This window comes from Arenimonas malthae CC-JY-1 (assembly GCF_000747075.1).
GTDB lineage: Bacteria > Pseudomonadota > Gammaproteobacteria > Xanthomonadales > Xanthomonadaceae > Arenimonas > Arenimonas malthae.
This window is the reverse complement of record NZ_AVCH01000085.1, coordinates 1-3,056: the sequence shown is the minus strand read 5'-3', so window position 1 is coordinate 3,056 and position 3,056 is coordinate 1. Positions and strand designations below refer to the sequence as shown.

The following is a 3,056-nucleotide window of genomic DNA, read 5'->3' as shown; positions in this document are numbered from 1 at the left end:
CCGGAGAAGCCGGGGCGATTCATGTCGGCTCACCTTCTAGATTTGTGTGGCGCGGATGTGAAGACTCCACGGTTGCTTTTGATTGGCCTGACCAGGAGGGAGCTAGCTCCTTGATGGGAGACGCCGCCTGCCCAACGCCGTTGGCTTTGGGGGAGGATCCGGCGCCTCTGTCATAGATACCTCGTGATGGAAGTCCTCGGCCGACCCAGTCATCATCTGTGAGATGGATTCCGAAGATACGGCCCATCAAGTTGCGCGGCACCACAGCGCAGAACTGCGCAAGAGAATAGGCTTCCGCCTTCTCACCGCCTGAAGAGAATCCAACGCCAAATATGTTTCCGGTCACCATGTCTGTCAATCGACAGACGAGCAGGGCTGGCGCAGGCTCACGCGAAAGGACCTGTCGCGGAAGTTCGGGAATGTAGTAGACGTCTGCTTCTGCGGTTTCCAAGTAGTTTGCGCTGTCTTGCGAAAATGACCCCACCGTGGCGGCCATGCGCGAACGGAATCGAGCGTCGCCCCAGCGATTTCTTTGTACATCCTCTAGGCTGAACGTCTTCAGCACCCAGTAGCGGAACTGCTGATAAGTAGGAAACGCTAGGCCTTCAGGATGAAACCAGGATTTGCGTCCGTTGCTGAGTGTCTGGACTTTGCAGCCAAATTCATCGCGCAAGGCCTTCTCGTGAATGGCCACCATGGTCTTGCCTAGGTCGACATTGCGGACGTAGGCGTTCTGGATCCTGTCGGCTATAGCTACTGCCGAGTGACCATGGAGCGACCCCGAACTCTTGTTGGGTCGGCCAAGGCGTTTGCCGTCGCCAACCCATTTCTCCCTGGACCAGTTGCCTATCCCAGAAAACGCGGGGATCAAAGATTCAATTTGGCAGCCAAACAGTCTAAATGCGCAGTACCACAGTAGCGTTCGAAGAGCGTTCGGCGGGTTATGCGGTTGGGTCAATTCAGGCGACTCAGCTGTCGTATCAGGCGGATTGTCGTCGCGTTGGGGTTCCCATACCGCAGCGAGGGTCTTCTTGAACAGCCTCTCCGGTCTGGCAGCGCCATCGAATGCGAGTTCGAATTCCGGGTTGAGAAAAGGTGTAATGGTCGCCAGTCGAGACTGGGCGTACTCCCTATAAGACTTTACGGATTCTATTCGGCCTGTTTCCAATTCGTCGATCGAGACGCCTTCAATAGCTTTGAGCCAAGGCGGGACAGAGGATTGCGTGGGCGATTCTATGAGTCGTCCCGTACGCAGGGCGGCTTCAACGTTGTCACGCGGAAGTCGAATCAGGTGAACTCTCCACTCGTGCTTTTGGCGAGCGAACCACGCAAAGGTCATCGCGTCGAGGTCAGATCTATTGCATAGAAGGTAATAGGTGGTTGACGAGACGAGCGGACCACAACCCTCGGGCGCAGTAAACTGGCAGCCGATGTGCATAGGTCAGCGCTCAAACCAAGAGGCGTAGCGCTCGAACGGATCCTCGCGCTCGGACGACAATCGCTTCGTCATGAGAAGTGGCGAGAAAAGGTCAATGCGCAGTTCGCGACGCCAGATGGCTTGGTATAGAACGACGTGAACGTCATAGTCCGACAGGGATGTTGCTTTGGCGGTCTCCTTCACAAGAAGGTAGGCCGGACGCTCGTCATCCAGGCGTTCGCGCATCATTTCAATGACGGCGTGGCGTTGCGTCTCTGACGCGATCATCTCCCTGGAGTGCCACCCGTAGAGGTCGCGCAGGTTTGAGATAAGGTCCGCATCCAGCTGAGAGGCAGTGACGCGCACTGTCCGGATAGATGCCGCCGCGTAGTATTTTTCTTCGATGAGGTGGCGAAGTTCAGCGCCTGGGTCGAGTGGACGCCGTCTAACCCGACCCAATGCTGTTGGTCCGCGCCGAAGATAGTCCGCTTCGGTCAGCTTGATGTTCCAGTTGACGCAGTAGGGCCCCTGATCATCGCGAAGGAATAGCAGCAGGTCGCCGATATAGGGGAGCGGTACCCATTCGCACTCTCCGCCCCCGAAGTCGTAGTACACCTTGGGATGGCGCTTGATGGCCCCGAAGGATTCCGCGACCGCGACCGTCCCGGGTAGTGGATCGAAGCGAAGGCCGGCTCCGGCGGGGCTGCCCTGGAGGGGGTGCGGAGCGGGGGCGGGCGACAGCATCCGCTGTTCATGGAGATCGAAAAGCGCAGGGTTGTGGAGTGCCAGATAGGCGGCCTTCGCTTCCGGTTGGGACAGCAGGTGGACATCTCGTCCCAAGAGGGCGGAGTAGAGGGTCGTCGGGCGGCTGACCCTGGGTGCTTCTTGGGGGGTTGCCCTGATTGCAGGCCTATAGTCCCTTCCCCAGGCGGGTACGCCCTGTCGATCGTAGTAGCGCTTCAGACGCTCACCCGGCTTGTTGCCCATGCTCACCCTCTCTAGCAGCCCTGCTCGGCGCGTTTCACGCGCAATTCAATGTTGGGGCGCAGGAGGCCGTCCCCCCTTGAACCGGGGAGCGCTAGGTGCATAATGGGGGCGCGAACCGTTCCACCATGCGATACCTCCAGCGGCCCAGCACAGCCTGAGAACTGTGTTGGGCCGTTGCGCTTTTGGCGCCTGTCTATGTCGGCGTCAGGTCATGAGCCACTCTCCAGGCGAGAGGAGGATGTGAGTTGGCGTCCGATGCCCGGAGCCTCAACGGTTCGAATGTCGGGTTTCAGCCCCAAGGCCACAGCGGCCCGATGCGCTTTGCCGCGTCGGCCGCGCGTCCGTCCGGAAAGAAGGGCATAGACCACCGAAGCTGGGAACCCGTGGTCCTGGGCCCACTGGGTAACGGTCTGGCCGGTGACCTCAAACCATTCCCGAGCCTCTTCGACGGTCCGATGTAGTGACATGCCCGGTTCCCAGGGTGTATGTTGCAATCTATAAGGGAACTTACAAAACGTCAATAAACATGACAAAAGAAGAACAGAAGGATTTCGGTCGCCGATTGGCTGGGGAGCGTCAGCGTCTTCAGCTCACGCAAGCTGAGGTGGCCGGAGCCGCGGGCGTCTCAGCTGAATCGCCCCGGCTTCTCCGG

General features: G+C 58.9%; 3 protein-coding genes. All 3 read right to left on the bottom strand.

Translation table 11 applies throughout. The features are described 5' to 3' along the window. Positions 1 to 19 precede the first annotated feature (19 nt). Positions 20 to 1,339, bottom strand: a complete 1,320-nt coding sequence (locus N790_RS15895; protein ID WP_156969936.1) for a hypothetical protein — start codon at positions 1,337 to 1,339, stop codon at positions 20 to 22. Positions 1,340 to 1,441: 102 nt separating this feature from the next. After that, positions 1,442 to 2,404 (bottom strand): PDDEXK family nuclease, encoded by a 963-nt coding sequence (locus tag N790_RS15890; protein ID WP_156969935.1) that lies wholly within the window; start codon positions 2,402 to 2,404, stop codon positions 1,442 to 1,444. A 209-nt stretch (positions 2,405 to 2,613) separates the two neighbouring features. After that, positions 2,614 to 2,871, bottom strand: a complete 258-nt coding sequence (locus tag N790_RS15510; RefSeq protein WP_084062651.1) for a DNA-binding protein — start codon at positions 2,869 to 2,871, stop codon at positions 2,614 to 2,616. Positions 2,872 to 3,056 lie beyond the last annotated feature (185 nt).

Excerpts from the sequence above, each read along its gene's own strand:
- N790_RS15895 (WP_156969936.1), bottom strand. The coding sequence starts at position 1,339 with ATGACCTTTGCGTGGTTCGCTCGCCAAAAGCACGAGTGGAGAGTTCAC.
- N790_RS15890 (WP_156969935.1), bottom strand. The coding sequence starts at position 2,404 with ATGGGCAACAAGCCGGGTGAGCGTCTGAAGCGCTACTACGATCGACAG.
- N790_RS15510 (WP_084062651.1), bottom strand. The coding sequence starts at position 2,871 with ATGTCACTACATCGGACCGTCGAAGAGGCTCGGGAATGGTTTGAGGTC.